This is a genomic window from Rathayibacter sp. AY1E6, assembly GCF_002931115.1.
GTDB lineage: Bacteria > Actinomycetota > Actinomycetes > Actinomycetales > Microbacteriaceae > Rathayibacter.
The window spans coordinates 267,432-285,961 of the sequence record NZ_PSVK01000001.1 but is presented as its reverse complement, the minus strand read 5'-3'; the positions used below and the strand labels follow the sequence as shown (position 1 = coordinate 285,961).

The following is an 18,530-nucleotide window of genomic DNA, read 5'->3' as shown; positions in this document are numbered from 1 at the left end:
CCGCGGTCCTCGCGCCCGAAGCGGGGGAGCGGCCGTGAAGCGGCCCGACGGCGGACGCCCTCCGGCGCCCGGTCGGAGCGTCCCCACGCGCGGCGGCGAGCCGGAGCCGGACACCGAGCCGATCCGGATCGTCTCCGCGATCCGCGTGGACCCGGAGCCGGCCGAGCGCACTCCGTCGCGCGCGGGCGCGGTCCGCCGCACCCTCTCGGGCTTGCGCCTGCCCGGAGCCGAGAACCGGGCCGTCTCCCGGGCCGCCCGCGAGCGGAGGCGCTACGAGCGGGGGGAGGTCCGCCGCTTCACGAAGCGCGCGCGTCGGCGCCGCCTGATCGCCCTGGTCGTGGCCGGGTCGCTCGTCGCCCTCGCCCTGATCGTCGGAGTCGCGGCCTTCTCGCCGCTCATGGCCGTGCGCACGATCGAGATCTCGGGCACCCAGCGCGTCGACGCCGCCGCCCTGCAGAGCGAGCTCGACGACCAGCTCGGCGTCCCGCTCACCCTGGTGGACCGGGACGAGGTCGGCCGCGTGCTGGGCGCGTCCCCGCTCATCCAGAGCTACTCGGTGCAGACCCGGCCGCCGAGCACCCTCGTGGTGTCGATCGTCGAGCGCTCGCCCCTCGGCGTGATCGCGGCGGGGGGCCGCTTCGAGCTCGTGGACGCGGCCGGAGTCGTCATCGAGACGGCGGACTCGGCGCAGCCCGGCTACCCGGTCCTCACCACCGCGTCCGGCGACGCCTCGGGAGCCGGCTTCCGCGCGACCGCGCGGGTGCTGCGCTCCCTGCCCGCGTCGCTCGCTCCGCAGGTGACGGCCGCCACGGCCACGACCGGCGACGACGTCTCGCTCACCCTGCAGAACGGCACGGAAGTCGTCTGGGGCGGGTCGGACGAGTCGGCGCTCAAGGCCGTCGTGCTCGAGAAGCTGATGGCCGCGACCGACCCCGCCGTCGTCGGCATCTACGACGTGTCCTCGCCCCAGGCCGCCGTCGTGGCGCCCCGGCCCTGACCGGCGGCGGATCCGCGCGTTCTTTCGAGCGTTGCGGGCGTGTCTGCTGGGAGCGCGACCGGACTCCGCCTACCGTCGGAGCCGAACCCCAAATGCATACTCAGCATAACTTTAAGCCTCAACTACAGGTTTAAGGTTCAGCCCGGAGGCCGGAGACGTGACTTCAAACCAGAACTACCTCGCCGTGATCAAGGTCGTCGGCATCGGCGGTGGCGGCGTCAACGCCGTCAACCGCATGATCGAGCTCGGCCTGCGCGGTGTCGAATTCATCGCGATCAACACGGACGCACAGGCGCTCCTGCTCAGCGACGCCGACGTCAAGCTCGACGTGGGCCGCGAGCTGACCCGCGGACTCGGCGCCGGCGCCGACCCCGAGGTCGGCCGCCGCGCCGCCGAGGACCACGCCGAGGAGATCGAGGAGGTCCTCGCGGGGGCCGACATGGTCTTCGTCACCGCGGGCGAGGGTGGCGGTACCGGCACCGGCGGCGCGCCCGTCGTCGCGCGGATCGCCAAGTCGATCGGCGCCCTCACCATCGGCGTCGTGACCAAGCCCTTCGGGTTCGAGGGACGCCGTCGGCAGACGCAGGCCGAGGCCGGCGTCGCGACGCTGAAGAACGAGGTCGACACGCTCATCGTCGTCCCGAACGACCGCCTGCTCGAGATCAGCGACCGCGGCATCTCGATGCTCGAGGCCTTCGCGACCGCCGACCAGGTGCTCCTCGCCGGCGTCCAGGGCATCACCGACCTGATCACCACGCCCGGCCTGATCAACCTCGACTTCGCCGACGTGAAGTCGGTCATGCAGGGCGCGGGCTCGGCGCTGATGGGCATCGGCTCGTCGCGCGGCGCCGATCGCGCGATCAAGGCGGCCGAGCTGGCCGTCGCTTCACCGCTGCTCGAGGCCAGCATCGACGGCGCGCACGGCGTGCTCCTCTCGATCCAGGGCGGCTCGAACCTCGGCATCTTCGAGATCAACGACGCGGCGCGCCTCGTCCAGGAGGCGGTGCACGCCGAGGCGAACATCATCTTCGGTGCCGTGATCGACGACACGCTCGGCGACGAGGTGCGCGTCACCGTCATCGCCGCGGGCTTCGACGGCGGAGAGCCGGGCGGGACCGCTCAGGCCGCGATCGCCCAGCCGCGCCAGCAGCAGAGCTCGGCGAGCGAGTCGGCCGCCGAGCCCGTCCCGGCTCCCGCCGCCGCCCCTGCGGCCGGCTCGATCTGGTCGAGCACCCCCGTCGCCGCCCCGGCCCCTGTCGCCGACCCGTCCTTCGACGACGACGACAGCGACCTGGACATCCCCGACTTCCTCAAGTAGTCGTGCCGGATCCGGAGCTGGCCGCGCGCTGGGCCGAGGTCTCCGAGCGGGTCGCCGACGCGACCCGCTCGGCCGGTCGCGAGGCGTCCTCGATCACGACCATCGTGGTGACCAAGTTCCACCCCGTGTCGCTGCTCCGCGACCTCCTCGAGCTGGGCGTCGTCGACTTCGGCGAGAACCGGCACCAGGAGGCGCAGGAGAAGTCGGCCGAGCTGGCGGGGACCGCTGCGCGCTGGCACTTCATCGGGCAGCTCCAGAGCAAGAAGGCGCGCCAGGTGCGCCGCTACGCCGACGCGGTCCACTCCGTCGACCGGCTCGCGCTCGTTCCGCTGCTGGAGGCGGGGGAGGATCCGCTCGACGTGTTCCTGCAGGTCAACCTCACCGAGGATCCCGACCGCGGGGGAGCGTCGCCCGCCGACGTCGAGCCCCTCGCCGAGGCTCTCGCCGGGGCGCCCGGCCTCACGCTGCGCGGCGTGATGGCGGTCGCTCCGCTGGACGAGGAGCCCCGTCCGGCTTTCGCCCGGCTCCGGTCGATCTCCGACCGCGTGCGCGCCGTCGAGCCCTCCGCCACGGCGATCTCGGCGGGCATGTCGAACGACTTCGCCGAGGCGATCGCGGAGGGTGCGACACACCTGCGAATCGGATCGGCAATCACCGGAGAACGCCCCGCCCGCACCTAACCTCGTGGTGACCCACCTGTGGGAGCACACACGACACGGAGGACACCCCATGGCCAACCCGCTGAAGAAGACGATGGTCTACCTCGGACTCGCCGACGAAGAGGTCGAGTACGAGCGCGCAGAGCCCGTCGAGGCGGCCCCGGCGACGGCCCACCGCGCACCGGTCTCCCCGGTGCAGCCCGTCCCTCCCGTCGAGCCGGTGCAGCAGCCCCGCGCGACGGTCACCCCGCTCCGCAAGCCCACCCCCCAGACCCCGAAGGCGACGGCACCCGCCGAGATGAACGAGATCCTCACCGTCCACCCGAAGCAGTACCGCGACGCGCAGGTCATCGCGGAGAACTTCCGCGACGGCATCCCCGTGATCATCAACCTCTCGCAGATGAGCGATGCGGACGCCCGCCGCCTCATCGACTTCGCGAGCGGACTCTCGCAGGGCCTCTACGGCCGCATCGAGCGCGTGACGAGCAAGGTCTTCCTGCTCTCGCCGTCGCACATCACCGTCGCCGGCGACTCCGCCTCCGCCGAGAGCGACGCCGACGCGTCGTTCTTCGCGAAGTCCTGATCCCGGGGAGCCCTGGCCCCCGGTGACCTCCGTCGTCTCGCTCCTCGGGAGCGTCCTGTACTTCGTGCTGCTGCTCTACTTCTTCGCGATGTGGGCGCGGTTCGTGCTCGACCTCGTCCGCGTGATCCGACGCGACTGGCGCCCCCGCGGTGCCGGCCTCGTCGCCGCGGAGGGCGTCTACACCGTCACGGACCCGCCGATCGGCTTCTTCCGACGCCTGATCAAGCCGGTCTCGATCGGTCCGATCGCGCTCGATTTCGGCTGGAGCCTCACCATGCTCTGCGTCATCGTGGGCATGTACATCGCCACGTGGCTCCAGCGCGCCTGACCGTCCCTGTATCGTTGGCACGTCCGGACGTTCCCCGCGGTGTCAGCACTGCGCCGTGCGCCTGAAGTTGCTAGCTTTAGTCGCGCGTTGTTAAACGTGTACCTACTTGAAATCGAAGGTGGAAAGCCATGGCGCTCACTCCCGAAGACGTTGTCAACAAGCGGTTCCAGCCGACCAAGTTCCGTGAGGGATACGACCAGGACGAGGTCGACGACTTCCTCGACGAGGTCGTCGTGGAGCTCCGCCGCCTGAACCAGGAGAACGAGGAGCTTCGTCAGCGCCTCTCCTCCGACGACAGCCGCCCCTCGGACGCCCGAGTCTCCGACGCCACGCGCGAGAGCACTCCTGCTCCCGCCCCGGTGGTCGACGAGGCACCCGAGCCGGAGCCGCAGCCCGAGCCCGAGCCCACCCCGGCTCCCGCACCGGTCGTCGCTCCCGTCAGCTCCTCGCAGTCGGCTCCGGTCGACGAGGCCGAGAGCTCCAGCGGACTCCTGCAGCTCGCCCGCCGCCTCCACGAGGAGCACGTGCGCGAGGGTGCCGAGAAGCGCGACGCTCTCGTCGCCGAGGGCCGTGCCACGGCCGCCCGCATCGTCGCCGAGGCCGAGGCCAAGCAGCGCCAGCAGGTCGCGAAGCTCGAGGAGGAGCGCGCGACGGTCGAGCACCGCATCGACGAGCTCCGCACCTTCGAGCGCGAGTACCGCCAGAAGCTGAAGAGCTACATCGAGGGCCAGCTCCGCGACCTCGACACCCAGCCGGCGTCGACGGAGTCCTCGCTGTCGGGCTTTGGGGCGTAGTCCCGCCGCAGCGGACGTCAGGCCGAGGGTGCTCGTCACCCTCGGCCTCGTCGCGCTCGCGGTCTTCGCGATCGATCAGACCGCGAAGTTCCTGGTCACGACGAACCTGACCCTGGGCGAGGACGTCCATGTCCTCGGCGACGTCCTGATCCTGCACTACGTGAAGAACCCGGGTGCCGCCTTCTCCCTCGCGAGCGGGTCGACCTGGATCTTCTCGATCATCGCGGCGTGCGTCGTCGTCGCCGTGATCTGGTTCTCGCGCCGGATCCGCTCCACCGCGTGGGGCGTCTTCTTCGGCCTGCTGCTCGGCGGCACCCTCGGCAACCTCTTCGACCGGCTGTTCCGAGAGCCCTCCTTCGGGCTCGGACACGTCGTCGACTTCCTCTTCACGCCGTGGCTGCTCCCGGCGATCTACAACGTCGCCGACATCGCGATCTGCACGGCGATGGCGCTGTTCGTCCTCCTGAGCGTGCGGGGCGTCGGCCTCGACGGCACCCGTGAGCGCGCGGGCCGCGACGAGCAGGACCAGGTCGTGTCCGAGAACGGCGCTCCCGCCGCCCCCGGAGCGGGCGCCCGCGCAGCGGCCTCCTCCGTCGAGGAGGCGGCCCGCGACGCCGACCGCCCCGGCGGACGCTGATGGTGCAGTCCCGAGAGCTGCCGGTCCCGGACGGGCTCGACGGCCTCCGCGTGGACGCGGCCGTCGCGAAGCTGCTCGGCTTCTCACGCACCTTCGCGGCCGAGGTCGCCGAGGCGGGCGGAGTGAGCGCCGACGGACGGGTCCTCGACAAGAGCGACCGCGTGCGCGCCGGAACCTGGCTGAGCGTCGAGTGGAACCCGCGCGAGGAGCCGCGGATCGTGCCGATGGCGGTCCCCGGCCTCGGCATCGTGCACGACGACGACGACATCGTGGTGATCGACAAGCCGGTCGGAGTGGCCGCGCACCCCGCCGTGGGCTGGGAGGGACCGACGGTGCTCGGCGCCCTCGCCGCCGCGGGCTTCACCGTGTCGACCTCCGGTGCGGCCGAGCGCGCGGGCATCGTGCACCGGCTCGACGCCGGCACGAGCGGCCTCATGGTCGTCGCGAAGTCCGAGCGCGCCTACACGCACCTCAAGCGCGCGTTCCACGACCGCACGGTCGAGAAGGTCTACCACGCGGTCGTGCAGGGCCACCCCGACCCGCTCGCCGGGACGATCGACGCCCCGCTCGGCCGCCACCCGTCCTCGGACTGGAAGTTCGCGGTCCGCGCCGACGGCAAGCCCTCGGTGACCCACTACGAGACGATCGAGGCCTTCCCGTTCGCCTCCCTCCTCGAGATCCACCTCGAGACCGGCCGCACCCACCAGATCCGCGTGCACATGGCCGCCCAGCGCCACCCGTGCGTCGGCGACGCGATGTACGGCGCCGATCCGACCCTCTCGAAGCGGCTCGGCCTCACCCGCCAGTGGCTCGACGCAGTCCGGCTCGGCTTCACCCACCCGGGCTCGGGGGAGTGGGTGCAGTTCGAGGCGTCGTACCCCGACGACCTGGTGCACGCCCTCGAGGTGCTGCGCGGGGAGTGATCCGCGCTCTCCCGGCCGGACCCGCGTCCGGCGCGGTTAGACTTCTTCCCGCCGTGTCCACGGGCCCTCCCGGGTCGCCGGCCATCCCTCCCCTGCCCGCAGTCCGCCGGAGGCGCATCCTTGCCGAGTAACGATTCCTTCGTCCACCTCCACGTGCACAGCGAGTACTCGATGCTCGACGGTGCAGCGCGAGTGAAGCCGCTGATCGACGCGGCGGTCGAGGAGGGTATGCCGGCCATCGCCGTGACCGACCACGGGAACGTGTTCGGCGCCTTCGACTTCTGGCGCACCGCGACGGCGGCGGGGATCAAGCCGATCATCGGCACCGAGGCCTACCTCACCCCGGGGACGCACCGCTCCGACAAGACCCGCATCCGCTGGGGCGACGGCGGAGGGGACGACGTGTCCGGCTCCGGCGCGTACACCCACATGACGCTGCTCAGCTCGACCACGACGGGCATGCACAACCTCTTCCGCCTCTCCTCGCGCGCGTCGATCGAGGGCTACTACTTCAAGCCGCGCATGGACCGCGAGATCCTCTCGCAGTACTCCGAGGGCCTGATCGGCACCACGGGCTGCCCGAGCGGCGAGGTCCAGACGCGCCTGCGCCTCGGCCAGTACAAGGAGGCCCGCCAGGCGGCCGCCGACTACCGCGACATCTTCGGCAAGGAGAACTTCTTCGCCGAGATCATGGATCACGGCCTCGACATCGAGCGGCGGGTGATCGGCGACGTCATCCGGCTCGCGAAGGACCTCGACCTCCCGCTGGTCGCCACCAACGACCTGCACTACACGCACGCGCACGACGCGACCTCGCACGCGGCGCTGCTCTGCGTGCAGTCCGGGACCACCCTCGACGACCCCAAGCGCTTCAAGTTCGACGCGGACGAGTTCTACCTCAAGTCGCCGCGCGAGATGCGCCAGGTCTTCCGCGACCACCCCGAGGCCTGCGACAACACGCTCCTCATCGCGGAGCGCTGCGACGTCCAGTTCGACACCTCGGCGAACTACATGCCGCGCTTCCCGGTGCCGGAGGGCGAGACCGAGGACACCTGGTTCGTGAAGGAGGTCGAGGCCGGACTGCGCGAGCGCTACCCGGACGGCATCTCCCAGGAAGTGCGCGACCGGGCGGACTACGAGACCCGCGTCATCCTGCAGATGGGCTTCCCCGGCTACTTCCTCGTCGTCGCCGACTTCATCAACTGGTCCAAGCGCAACGGGATCCGCGTCGGTCCCGGCCGCGGCTCCGGTGCCGGCTCGATGGCGGCCTACGCGATGAAGATCACCGACCTCGATCCGCTGCGCCACGGCCTGATCTTCGAGCGCTTCCTCAACCCCGACCGCGTGTCCATGCCCGACTTCGACGTCGACTTCGACGACCGTCGCCGCGGCGAGGTCATCCGCTACGTCACCGAGAAGTACGGCGACGAGCGCGTCGCGCAGATCGTCACCTACGGCACCATCAAGGCGAAGCAGGCTCTCAAGGACGCCTCGCGCGTCCTCGGCTTCCCGTTCGGGATGGGCGAGAAGCTGACGAAGGCCATGCCGCCCGCGATCATGGGCAAGGACATCCCGCTCAGCGGCATCAACGACCCCGCCCACGCGCGCTACAAGGAAGCGCTCGACGTGCGCAACGTCATCGCCGAGGACCCGCAGGCCAAGCTGGTCTTCGACACCGCGCTCGGACTCGAGAACCTCAAGCGCCAGTGGGGCGTGCACGCGGCCGGCGTCATCATGTCCAGCGATCCGCTGCTCGACATCATCCCGATCATGAAGCGGGAGCAGGACGGCCAGATCGTCACGCAGTTCGACTACCCCGCGTGCGAGTCGCTCGGGCTGATCAAGATGGACTTCCTGGGGCTGCGGAACCTCACGATCATCGACGACGCCCTCGACAACATCCGCGCCAACCGCGGACAGGACCTCGTGCTCGAGGACCTCGAGCTCGACGACCAGGCCGCCTACGACCTCCTCGCGCGTGGCGACACGCTCGGCGTCTTCCAGCTCGACGGCGGCCCGATGCGCGGCCTTCTCCGACTGATGAAGCCCGACAACTTCGAGGACATCTCCGCAGTCCTCGCGCTCTACCGGCCGGGCCCGATGGGCGCCGACTCCCACACCAACTACGCGCTGCGGAAGAACGGCGTGCAGGAGATCACCCCGATCCATCCGGAGCTCGAGGAGCCGCTCTCGGAGGTGCTCGGAGGGACCTACGGCCTGATCGTGTACCAGGAGCAGGTCATGTCGATCGCGCAGAAGCTCGCGGGCTTCACGCTCGCGCAGGCCGACCTGCTGCGGCGCGCGATGGGCAAGAAGAAGAAGTCCGAGCTGGACAAGCAGTTCGAGGGCTTCTCGGGCGGCATGATCGCCAACGGCTACTCGATGGAGGCCGTCAAGACCCTCTGGGACATCCTGCTGCCCTTCTCCGACTACGCCTTCAACAAGGCGCACTCGGCGGCGTACGGCGTCGTCTCCTACTGGACGGCGTACCTCAAGGCGCACTACCCCGCGGAGTACATGGCCGCGCTTCTCACCAGCGTCGGCGACTCCAAGGACAAGATGGCCGCCTACCTCAACGAGTGCCGGCGGATGGGGATCAAGGTGCTCCCGCCGGACGTCAACGAATCGATCGGCTTCTTCACCGCCGTCGGCACCGACATCCGCTTCGGCCTCGGCGCCGTCCGCAACGTCGGCATGAACGTCGTCGAGGGCATCAGGGCCGCCCGCGAGGAGAAGGGCCGCTTCGAGACGTTCCACGACTTCCTCCGCAAGGTGCCGCTGCAGGTGACCAACAAGCGCACCATCGAGTCGCTCATCAAGGCCGGCGCCTTCGACTCGCTCGGCTCGACCCGCCGCGCCCTGGTCGAGGTGCACGAGGACGCCGTCGAGGCGGCGGTGGGGGAGAAGCGCAACGAGGCGAACGGCCAGGTCGGCTTCGACTTCGACAGCCTCTGGGACGAGCCGCAGGCCGCGATCCAGGTGCCCGAGCGGCCCGAATGGGCCAAGCGCGACAAGCTCGCCTTCGAGCGCGACATGCTCGGGCTCTACGTGTCCGACCATCCGCTCGCCGGACTCGAGACCGAGCTCGCCAAGCACTACAGCACCACGATCGCCGACCTGCTGATCTCGGAGACGATCGCCGACGGCGAGACCGTGGTCGTCGCGGGCCTCGTCACAAGCGTCCAGCACCGCATGGCCAAGGCCTCCGGCAACCAGTACGGGATGATCCAGGTCGAGGACTTCGGCGGCGAGATCACCTGCATGTTCATGGGGAAGGCGTACCAGGAGTTCGCCCCGGCGCTCACGAACGACTCCATCGTCGTCGTCAGAGGCCGCGTCAGCATGCGCGACGACGGGATGAACCTGCACGCGTTCAGCCTGTTCGCCCCCGAGATGAGCCAGGACGGCGACTCGGGACCGCTCACCGTCTCGATGCCCGAGTCGCGCGCGACCACCGACACGGTCTCGCAGCTCAGCGACGTGCTCATCCGCCACTCCGGCCAGACCGAGGTGCGGCTGAAGCTCATCAAGGGCGACACGGCCCGCGTGTTCGAGGTGCCGTTCCCCGTGCGCATCACCCCGGACCTCTTCGGCGAGCTGAAGAGCCTGCTGGGGCCGAACTGTCTGTATTGAATCCGAGCCGGTCCCTGCCCGGCTCGGCGCGGTCGGCTGGGGAGGGTGGCCGGGTTCGTGAGAGCGTCATGCGTCCGGCTACGACGATCCGCTGGCACGCGGATCGCCGGTTCGCCGGGCCTGTGGCGAGCCGGTCCCCGACCGGCTCGGCGCGGTCGGCTGGGGAGGGTGGCCGGGTTCTCAAGGGCGTCCTGCGTACGGCTACGACGATCCGCTGACACGCGGATCGCCGGTTCGCCTCGGAGGGTGCGGCGAGAGGGTGGCGGATCGGAGTGCGAGCCTGCGGCCGCCGGTGTCCTCCGGGTGGTCGAGTAGCCGCGGAGCGGCGGATCGAGACCGGGCGAGGGTCGGGCGGGACGGGGTCCGGGCGGGGGAGCGCGCGGCGAGGGAGCGGGGGAGGGCGGCGCGTAGACTGGGGCGGCCATGATCCAGACTCTCGACCTCCGCGGCCGTCGTCCCTCCTCCGCCGAGCTCCTCGCCCTCGTGCCCCGCAATCCGGGCACGTCCGCCTCCGTCGGGCCCGTCGTCGCCGAGCTGATCGCCGACGTCCGAGAACGCGGCGCGGAGGCGCTCCTCGACCAGGCGGAGCGGCTGGACGGCGTGCGCCCCCCGCACCTCCGCGTGCCCGCCGAGCAGATCGCCGAGGCGCTCGACCGCCTCGACCCGGCCATCCGCAGCGCACTCGAGGAGGCGATCGCGCGCGTCCGCCGCGCCAGCGCCGCGCAGATCCCCCCGCCCCGCACCACCGAGCTCGACGACGGCGCCACGGTCACCCAGCGCTGGCAGCCCGTCGCCCGCGCCGGGCTGTACGTCCCCGGCGGCAAGGCGGTCTACCCGTCGAGCGTCGTCATGAACGCCGTGCCCGCGCAGGCCGCCGGAGTCGCCTCCATCGCCCTGGTCTCGCCGCCGCAGAAGGCGTTCGGCGGCTCCGTCCACCCCACGATCCTCGCGGCGGCCGCTCTGCTCGGCATCGACGAGGTCTACGCGGTCGGGGGCGCCGGAGCCGTCGCCGCACTGGCCTACGGCGTCGACTCGATCGGGCTGGATCCCGTCAGCATCATCACCGGGCCGGGCAACGTCTGGGTCACCACCGCGAAGCGCCAGGTGCTCGGGCAGGTCGGCATCGACTCCGAGGCGGGCCCGACCGAGATCCTCGTGATCGCCGACGACTCCGCCGACCCGCGCCTGGTCGCCGCCGACCTGGTCAGCCAGGCCGAGCACGACGAGGCCGCCTCCGCGGTCCTGGTCACCGACAGCGCCGAGCTCGCCGCCGCCGTCGAGCGCGAGGTCGCCGCCCAGGCCGCTGCCACCCGCCACGCGGAGCGCGTGGCCATCGCACTCGACGGCCCGCAGTCCGCGCTCGTGATCGTCGACGACCTCGAGCTCGCCTGCGCGTTCAGCGACGCCTACGGCCCCGAGCACCTCGAGCTGCACACGGCCGACCCCGTCGCGACGGCCGAGCGGATCCACGACGCCGGCGCGATCTTCCTCGGCCCGACCACCCCGGTGAGCCTGGGCGACTACCTCGCCGGCTCCAACCACGTGCTCCCGACGCTGGGGCAGGCGCGCTTCTCCTCCGGGCTCGGCGCCTACACCTTCCTCCGGCCGCAGCAGCTGATCTCCTACGACCGCGGTGCGCTCGAGCGCGTCGCCCCGCACATCCGCGCTCTCAGCGACGCCGAGGCGCTGCCCGCCCACGGCGACGCCGTCGACGCCCGCTTCGCCTGAGACCGAGAGGCCCTCGATGTTCTGCCCCTTCTGCCGGCACCCCGACTCCCGAGTGATCGACTCGCGCACGAGCGACGACGGCCTCTCGATCCGCCGCCGCCGGCAGTGCCCGTCGTGCGGCCGGCGCTTCTCGACGACCGAGACCGCGAGCCTCGTCGTGATCAAGCGCAGCGGAGTCGTGGAACCGTTCAGCCGCGAGAAGATCGTCAGCGGCGTCCGGAAGGCCTGCCAGGGCCGGCCCGTCACCGACACCGATCTGGCCGTGCTCGCGCAGCGGGTGGAGGAGAGCATCCGCTCCACGGGCGCCTCGCAGATCGACGCGAACGACATCGGCCTCGCCATCCTGCCGCCGCTGCGCGAGCTCGACGAGGTGGCCTACCTCCGCTTCGCGAGCGTCTACCAGGCGTTCGACTCGCTGGACGACTTCGAGTCGGCGATCACCCTGCTCCGCGCCGAGCGCACCTCCGTGCCCCACAGCGCCGACGAGATCTGAGGCCCGGGTGTACCCGCTCCTGTTCCGCACCGTCCTGCGCCGCCTCGACCCGGAGCGGGCGCACCACCTGAGCTTCCCGGTGATCCGGGCCCTCGGAGCCCTCGCTCCGGTCCTGCGCCGGACCACCGTCCCGCGCGGAACGCCCGCGGTCGAGACGCTCGGCCTCCGCTTCGAGACCCCGTTCGGCGTCGCGGCCGGCTTCGACAAGGACGCCACCGCGGTCCTGGGCTTCGGCGCGCTCGGCTTCGGACACGTCGAGGTCGGGACCCTGACCGCTCGGGCGCAGCCGGGCAACGACCGGCCGCGCCTCTTCCGGCTGATCGCGGACCGCGCCGTCGTCAACAGGATGGGCTTCAACAATCACGGCGCCGAGGCCGCGGCGCAACGGCTGATCCGGCTGCGCAGCGCGCGCCGCCGCCCCGTGATCGGCGTGAACATCGGCAAGAGCCGGGTGGTCGAGGTGGACGACGCGATCGAGGACTACCTGATCAGCACGCGCCTGCTCGCGCCGCTCGCCGACTACCTCGTCGTGAACGTCAGCTCGCCGAACACCCCCGGGCTCCGCGGCCTGCAGGAGATCGACCGCCTCGAGCCGCTCCTCGCGGCCGTCAAGGACGCCGCCGACACGACGCCCCTGCTGGTCAAGATCGCCCCGGACCTCTCCGACGACGAGGTCGGCCGGGTCGCCGAGCTCGCCGTGCGCCTGGGTCTGGACGGGATCATCGCGACCAACACGACGCTCTCCCGGGAGGGCCTCTCGACCGATCGTGCCCTGGTCGAGGCGGCCGGCGCCGGCGGCCTCTCCGGTGCCCCGCTGGCCGCGCGCTCGCTCGAGGTGCTCCGCGTGATCCGCGGCGTCGTCCCCGCGGCCTTCTGCGTGATCTCCGTCGGAGGAGTCGAGACGGCCGAGGACGTGCGCGAGCGCCTCGACGCGGGCGCCACCCTCGTCCAGGGCTACACCGCCTTCATCTACCGCGGGCCCCTGTGGGCTCGGGACATCAACCGGGGACTGGCCCGCGCCTCCTGACCCGCCGTGCACCACGAAGGGCCCCCGGAGCCGCGCGAGGCGCGACCGCAGGGGCCCTTCGTGGTCCGCCGTCCGACTACTCGGGGAAGGCGCGGCGCTTGACCTGGGGCTTCGGCAGTCGCATGACGCGCAGCTGGAGGGCGCGCATCGCGGCATACCAGCGGATGCCCTTCTCGACCTTGTCGGCGCCGTAGCGCTCGGCGAGCTTCCGGCGCATCCGCATTCCGAGGAGGATGCAGTCGATCACCGCGAGGAGGAAGAACACCCAGAGGATGACGAGCGTCGCGTACTGCAGCTCCGGCTGCGGGAAGAAGCTCAGCAGCAGGACGACGACCATCACCGGGATGAGGAACTCGCCGAGGCTGAAGCGCGCGTCGACCCAGTCGCGCACGAACTTGCGCTGGGGACCCTTGTCGCGCAGCGGCAGGTAGCGCTGGTCGCCGGCGGCCAGGCCGATGCGAGCCTGCTCGCGCGACACGGCGGCCTTCTCGCGGGCGTCGCGGGCGGCCTGCTTGCGGTCGGTGACGACCAGCGGACGCTTGCGGGCCAGCTCCTGCTCGCGCCGGGTCGGCGTCGGCCGGCCCTTCCCGGAGCCGGGCGAGCCGGCGTCGTCGGGCGTGTCGGTTGCGATCGGGTGCTTGGCCACGGGGAACGTCCTTGGAATCGGGGGTCTCTTAAGATTACCTCCATGGCTCACGACGCTCCGACTCCGCCCGCACTCTCCTCCGACGAGGAGGCCGTCCTCGCCGCCGTCCGCGACGATCTGCCGCGCTCGCTCGCCCAGCTCGGGCAGCTCGTGCGGATCCCGTCCGTCTCGTGGGACGGCTTCGACGCCACCCGCGTGGCCGCCAGCGCCGAGGCCATCGCCGAGCTCGCGCGCGAGACGGGCGTCTTCGACGACGTCGCGATCCACAGCGCCACGATCGACGGCACCGACGTGCTCGGCCAGCCTGCCGTCCTGGCCACCCGCGCCGCGCGCAACGGAGCGCCGACCGTCCTCCTCTACGCCCACCACGACGTTCAGCCGCAGGGCGCCGAGTCGGCGTGGGAGACGCCTCCGTTCGAGCCGACCGTGCGCGGCGACCGCCTGTACGGGCGCGGTGCCGCCGACGACAAGGCGGGAGTCGTGTCCCACCTCGCCGCGGTGCGCGCACTCCGTGAGGTCGCGGGCGAGGACCACGACCTCGGGCTCGTCCTCTTCATCGAGGGGGAGGAGGAGTTCGGGTCGCGCTCGTTCCCCACCTTCCTCCGCGAGCACCACGACGCCCTCCGCGCGGATGCGATCATCGTCGCCGACAGCGACAACTGGGACGTCGACACCCCCGCGCTGACGGTGGGCCTGCGCGGCAACGTCACCTTCACCCTCACCGTCAGCACTCTCGCGCACGCCTCGCACTCGGGCATGCTCGGCGGAGCGGTCCCGGATGCGATGCTCGCGGCGGTCCGCCTGCTCGCGACGCTCTGGAACGAGGACGGCTCGGTCGCCGTCGCCGGCCTCACCGAGCACGACGGAGCGGTGCCCGAGACGACCGAGGAGGACCTCCGCCGCGACTCGGGGCTGCTCGACGGGGTCTCGCCGATCGGCACCGGCGCGATCCTCTCGCGCCTGTGGTCGAAGCCGGCCGTCACGGTCACCGGGATCGACGCGCCCAGCGTCGTCGACGCCTCCAACACCCTCGTCCCGTCCGTGCGCGTGAAGATCAGCGCCCGCATCGCCCCCGGCCAGGACGCGGAGGAGGCGTTCGCCGCCATCGAGAGCCACCTCCGGGCGAACTCCCCGTTCGGCGCCCACCTCGCGATCGAGGACGTCGACACCGGCAGTCCGTTCCTGGTCGACGCGACCGGCTGGGCCGTGGACCTGGTGAAGGGCGCGATGGCGGACGCCTGGGGACGCGAGCCTCTCGAGACCGGGATCGGCGGGAGCATCCCGTTCATCGCCGACCTCGTGCGCGAGTTCCCCGAGGCGCAGATCCTCGTCACCGGTGTCGAGGACCCCGACTCGCGCGCGCACAGCCCCAACGAGTCGCTGCACCTGGGCGTCTTCAAGCGCGCCGCGCAGACCGAGGCGCTGTTCCTGCTCCGCGCCGCCGCTCACCGCGACTGACCACCGGTCGTGGAATACCCGGGTGACCACCCGGGTTGCAGCCGTAGAATCCCGGAAGGCACGACGACCGTTCCGCCCGTCCCCTGAGGAGTGACATGTCAGACACACTGACCGACCAGACGGCGACCCCCCTCGCCACCCCGCCCAGCGCGGCCCACGGCGTCTCGATGACCCCGACCGCCGCCGCCAAGGTCAAGAGCCTGCTCGAGCAGGAGGGCCGCGACGACCTGCGCCTGCGCGTCGCGGTGCAGCCCGGCGGCTGCTCCGGCCTCATCTACCAGCTCTACTTCGACGAGCGCACCCTCGACGGCGACGCCGCGGTGGAGTTCGAGGGCGTCGGCCTCGTCGTCGACAAGATGAGCGTCCCCTACCTCGACGGCGCCTCGATCGACTTCGAGGACACCATCCAGAAGCAGGGCTTCACCATCGACAACCCCAACGCGGGCGGCAGCTGCGCCTGCGGCGACAGCTTCCACTGACGCCGCGCGGCCCCGGGCCGCAGCGCCTCCGAACGGCGCCCGACAGTCCACTCCGGTGGCCCGTCGGGCGCCGTTCGTCATGACTGCACCACTCGGCCGGGACGTCAAGAGCGGGTCGTCGTGCACCGGGCCGCCGGAGCGGAAGGGTAGGCTGGAGCCGGTCTAATACAGTTTCGTGTGAACTGGTCCCCAGTCTTCCGAAAGGTCACCGGTGCGCTTCAATCGCCGAATCCGCAGATGGGTCGCTGCCCCCGTCGCAGGAGCCCTCGCCCTCGTCCTCGCGGGCTGCACGCAAGAGCAGCTCCAGGGCTGGCTCCCCACCGAACCCGGCACGACGAACCACGTCGACCGCGTCATCGGACTCTGGGTCACCTCCTGGATCGTCCTGCTCGCCGTCGGCGTCGTCACGTGGGGTCTCACCATCTGGGCGGTGGTCGTCTACCGCCGTCGCAAGGGGCAGACCGGCCTGCCGGTCCAGTTGCGCTACAACATGCCGATCGAGATCTTCTACACGATCGTGCCGCTGATCCTCGTGATCGGCTTCTTCGCCTTCACCGCGCGCGACCAGGCGGCCATCGAGCAGCCCTACGACGACCCGGACGAGACCATCCAGGTGTACGGCAAGCAGTGGGCGTGGGACTTCAACTACGTCGACGAGGACGTCTACTCCGCCGGCATCCAGGGCCAGTACCAGGAGGGCGGAGACGCCGCCGGCTCGCTCGTCGAGTCCGAGATCCCCACGCTCTACCTGCCCGTCGGACAGAAGATCAAGATCCAGCTCGACGCGCGCGACGTGATCCACTCCTTCTGGGTCGTCGACTTCCTCTACAAGAAGGACATGATCCCCGGCAAGACGAACTACATGTACGTCACGCCGCTCAAGGAGGGGACCTACGCCGGCAAGTGCGCCGAGCTCTGCGGCGAGTACCACTCCGCGATGCTCTTCAACGTCAAGGTCGTCTCGCAGGGCGAGTACGACGACTACATCCAGTCGTTGCGCGACGCGGGCCAGACCGGTCAGCTCGGCGCCGAGTACAACCGCAATTCGAACCTTCCCGGAACCGGCGCGCCGGCCCGCGAGAACGAGGAGTAAGGGAGCATGAGCACCGCCACGGCACCCCGCCCGACGCGCACCGCCGGCACTCCGCCGGTCCAGCGCAAGGCGAACGTCCTCGTCCGCTGGATGACGTCGACCGACCATAAGGTCATCGGGTACATGTACCTGATCACGTCGTTCATCTACTTCTGCATCGCCGGCGTGATGGCACTCGTCATCCGCGCCCAGCTGTTCGAGCCCGGCTTGAACGTGGTCGAGACGCGCGAGCAGTACAACCAGCTGTTCACGATGCACGGCACGATCATGCTGCTGATGTTCGCGACGCCGCTCTTCGCCGGGTTCGCCAACGTCCTGATGCCGCTGCAGATCGGCGCCCCCGACGTCGCGTTCCCCCGCCTCAACGCCTTCGCGTACTGGCTCTACAGCTTCGGCTCGCTCATCGCGGTCGCCGGATTCGTCACCCCGCAGGGTGCGGCGTCCTTCGGCTGGTTCGCGTACGCGCCACTGTCGAGCACGACGTTCTCACCAGGGCTCGGCGGCAATCTCTGGGTCTTCGGCCTCGCGCTCTCGGGCTTCGGCACGATCCTCGGCGCGGTGAACTTCATCACGACGATCATCACGATGCGCGCTCCCGGCATGACGATGTTCCGCATGCCGATCTTCACCTGGAACATCCTGGTGACGTCGATCCTCGTGCTGCTCGCGTTCCCGGTGCTCGCCGCCGCGATGTTCGCCCTCGGCGCCGACCGCGTGTTCGACGCACACATCTACGATGCGGCCAACGGCGGCGTCCTGCTCTGGCAGCACCTGTTCTGGTTCTTCGGCCACCCCGAGGTGTACATCATCGCGCTGCCGTTCTTCGGGATCGTGTCCGAGGTCTTCCCGGTCTTCAGCCGCAAGCCGATCTTCGGCTACAAGACGCTGATCTACGCGACCATCGCGATCGCCGCCCTCTCCGTGACGGTGTGGGCGCACCACATGTACGTCACCGGATCGGTCCTGCTGCCGTTCTTCTCGCTGATGACCATGCTCATCGCGGTTCCGACCGGCGTGAAGATCTTCAACTGGGTCGGCACCATGTGGCGCGGATCGGTGACCTTCGAGACCCCGATGATCTGGGCGATCGGCTTCCTGATCACCTTCACCTTCGGTGGACTCACCGGCGTGATCCTCGCGTCGCCCCCGCTCGACTTCCACGTCTCGGACTCGTACTTCGTGGTGGCGCACTTCCACTACGTCGTGTTCGGAACCGTCGTCTTCGCGATGTTCTCGGGCTTCTACTTCTGGTGGCCCAAGTGGACCGGCAAGATGCTGAACGAGACGCTGGGCAAGTGGCACTTCTGGCTGCTGTTCATCGGCTTCCACACCACCTTCCTCATCCAGCACTGGCTGGGCGTCGTCGGCATGCCGCGCCGTTACGCCAGCTACCTCCCCGAGGACGGCTTCACCTGGATGAACCAGGTGTCGACGGTCGGAGCGATGATCCTCGCGGTGTCGCTGATCCCGTTCTTCTTGAACGTGTACATCACGGCCCGCAAGGCGCCCAAGGTGACGGTGAACGACCCGTGGGGCTTCTCCCGGTCGCTCGAGTGGGCCACCTCGTGCCCGCCGCCCCGCCACAACTTCACCTCGATCCCGCGCATCCGCAGCGAGGCCCCGGCGTTCGACCTCAACCACCCCGAGGCCGGCATCCCCGTCGGAATCGGTCCGGCGAAGGACGCTCCGGACGCCCCCACGTACGACAAGTCCGAAGGCACGGTGAAGTAGGGC

17 protein-coding genes are annotated in these 18,530 nt (G+C 70.5%); 16 read left to right on the top strand and 1 reads right to left on the bottom strand.

Annotated elements, in window-relative coordinates:
• The first annotated feature begins 34 nt into the window (after positions 1-34).
• The 12 genes from C5C46_RS01295 (at position 35) to C5C46_RS01240 (ending at position 13,120) form a co-directional block, all read left to right on the top strand.
• Positions 35-997: a cell division protein FtsQ/DivIB gene (locus C5C46_RS01295; RefSeq protein ID WP_104225367.1), complete on the top strand. Its 963-nt coding sequence runs from the start codon at positions 35-37 to the stop codon at positions 995-997.
• Positions 998-1,154: 157 nt separating this feature from the next.
• On the top strand, positions 1,155-2,315 hold the full coding sequence (gene ftsZ / locus C5C46_RS01290) for a cell division protein FtsZ (protein ID WP_104222597.1): 1,161 nt from the start codon (positions 1,155-1,157) through the stop codon (positions 2,313-2,315).
• Between the two features lie 2 nt (positions 2,316-2,317).
• Positions 2,318-2,995, top strand: coding sequence for a YggS family pyridoxal phosphate-dependent enzyme (locus C5C46_RS01285; RefSeq protein WP_104225366.1), 678 nt, complete (start codon positions 2,318-2,320; stop codon positions 2,993-2,995).
• A gap of 49 nt (positions 2,996-3,044) precedes the next feature.
• The gene (locus tag C5C46_RS01280) at positions 3,045-3,557 is read left to right on the top strand and encodes a cell division protein SepF (protein WP_104222599.1); all 513 of its coding nucleotides are present in this window, start codon (positions 3,045-3,047) and stop codon (positions 3,555-3,557) included.
• Between the two features lie 22 nt (positions 3,558-3,579).
• Positions 3,580-3,885, top strand: coding sequence for a YggT family protein (locus C5C46_RS01275; RefSeq protein ID WP_258059242.1), 306 nt, complete (start codon positions 3,580-3,582; stop codon positions 3,883-3,885).
• Between the two features lie 128 nt (positions 3,886-4,013).
• On the top strand, positions 4,014-4,679 hold the full coding sequence (locus tag C5C46_RS01270) for a DivIVA domain-containing protein (protein ID WP_104225365.1): 666 nt from the start codon (positions 4,014-4,016) through the stop codon (positions 4,677-4,679).
• 28 nt (positions 4,680-4,707) lie between these two features.
• Positions 4,708-5,316, top strand: a complete 609-nt coding sequence (lspA, locus tag C5C46_RS01265) for a signal peptidase II (RefSeq protein ID WP_104225364.1) — start codon at positions 4,708-4,710, stop codon at positions 5,314-5,316.
• Between the two features lie 2 nt (positions 5,317-5,318).
• The gene (locus tag C5C46_RS01260; protein ID WP_104225445.1) at positions 5,319-6,239 is read left to right on the top strand and encodes an RluA family pseudouridine synthase; all 921 of its coding nucleotides are present in this window, start codon (positions 5,319-5,321) and stop codon (positions 6,237-6,239) included.
• Between the two features lie 171 nt (positions 6,240-6,410).
• Complete coding sequence (gene dnaE, locus C5C46_RS01255) at positions 6,411-9,872, top strand: DNA polymerase III subunit alpha (RefSeq protein ID WP_244229655.1); 3,462 nt, start codon at positions 6,411-6,413, stop codon at positions 9,870-9,872.
• A gap of 423 nt (positions 9,873-10,295) precedes the next feature.
• Entirely contained in the window at positions 10,296-11,600 is a 1,305-nt protein-coding gene (gene hisD / locus C5C46_RS01250; protein WP_104225362.1) for a histidinol dehydrogenase, read from the top strand.
• A 16-nt stretch (positions 11,601-11,616) separates the two neighbouring features.
• Positions 11,617-12,093, top strand: coding sequence for a transcriptional regulator NrdR (nrdR, locus tag C5C46_RS01245; protein ID WP_104224657.1), 477 nt, complete (start codon positions 11,617-11,619; stop codon positions 12,091-12,093).
• A 7-nt stretch (positions 12,094-12,100) separates the two neighbouring features.
• Positions 12,101-13,120 carry a quinone-dependent dihydroorotate dehydrogenase gene (locus C5C46_RS01240; protein WP_104225361.1) on the top strand — a complete coding sequence of 340 codons (1,020 nt, stop codon included), beginning with the start codon at positions 12,101-12,103 and terminating at the stop codon, positions 13,118-13,120.
• A gap of 76 nt (positions 13,121-13,196) precedes the next feature.
• Here the strand turns inward: C5C46_RS01240 and C5C46_RS01235 are convergent, their stop codons facing one another.
• The gene (locus C5C46_RS01235; protein ID WP_181027102.1) at positions 13,197-13,766 is read right to left on the bottom strand and encodes a DUF3043 domain-containing protein; all 570 of its coding nucleotides are present in this window, start codon (positions 13,764-13,766) and stop codon (positions 13,197-13,199) included.
• 42 nt (positions 13,767-13,808) lie between these two features.
• On the opposite strand from C5C46_RS01235, the gene C5C46_RS01230 reads away from it, so the two are divergent.
• The 4 genes from C5C46_RS01230 (at position 13,809) to ctaD (ending at position 18,527) form a co-directional block, all read left to right on the top strand.
• Positions 13,809-15,224 (top strand): dipeptidase, encoded by a 1,416-nt coding sequence (locus C5C46_RS01230; protein ID WP_104225360.1) that lies wholly within the window; start codon positions 13,809-13,811, stop codon positions 15,222-15,224.
• Between the two features lie 95 nt (positions 15,225-15,319).
• Complete coding sequence (gene erpA / locus C5C46_RS01225; protein WP_104224654.1) at positions 15,320-15,703, top strand: iron-sulfur cluster insertion protein ErpA; 384 nt, start codon at positions 15,320-15,322, stop codon at positions 15,701-15,703.
• 211 nt (positions 15,704-15,914) lie between these two features.
• A complete protein-coding gene (gene coxB / locus C5C46_RS01220; RefSeq protein WP_104224653.1) occupies positions 15,915-16,796 on the top strand; it encodes a cytochrome c oxidase subunit II in 882 nt (293 codons plus the stop codon).
• 6 nt (positions 16,797-16,802) lie between these two features.
• Positions 16,803-18,527: a cytochrome c oxidase subunit I gene (gene ctaD, locus C5C46_RS01215; protein WP_104224652.1), complete on the top strand. Its 1,725-nt coding sequence runs from the start codon at positions 16,803-16,805 to the stop codon at positions 18,525-18,527.
• The last annotated feature ends 3 nt before the right edge of the window (positions 18,528-18,530 follow it).